At 55.4% G+C, this 487-nt stretch carries 1 rRNA gene; it reads left to right on the top strand.

The annotated features are described in order from the left end of the window. Positions 1-487: ribosomal RNA gene (locus RC73_RS19700) — 23S ribosomal RNA — on the top strand; the annotation flags it as partial.

The following is a 487-nucleotide window of genomic DNA, read 5'->3' as shown; positions in this document are numbered from 1 at the left end:
CATCGTACGGTTAGTGCAATGGCATAAGCCAGCTTAACTGCGAGACAGACACGTCGAGCAGATGCGAAAGCAGGTCATAGTGATCCGGTGGTTCTGAATGGAAGGGCCATCGCTCAACGGATAAAAGGTACTCCGGGGATAACAGGCTGATACCGCCCAAGAGTTCATATCGACGGCGGTGTTTGGCACCTCGATGTCGGCTCATCACATCCTGGGGCTGAAGTCGGTCCCAAGGGTATGGCTGTTCGCCATTTAAAGTGGTACGCGAGCTGGGTTCAGAACGTCGTGAGACAGTTCGGTCCCTATCTGCCGTGGGCGTTGGATGATTGAGGGGAGCTGCTCCTAGTACGAGAGGACCGGAGTGGACGAACCGCTGGTGTTCGGGTTGTCATGCCAATGGCATTGCCCGGTAGCTACGTTCGGAATCGATAACCGCTGAAAGCATCTAAGCGGGAAGCGAGCCCCAAGATGAGTCATCCCTAGGTCC

This window comes from Shewanella sp. ECSMB14102, from assembly GCF_000813075.1.
Taxonomy (GTDB): Bacteria; Pseudomonadota; Gammaproteobacteria; order Enterobacterales; family Shewanellaceae; genus Shewanella; species Shewanella indica.
Note: the sequence above shows the minus strand (reverse complement) of the source record. Positions and strands in the feature narration are given on the sequence as shown.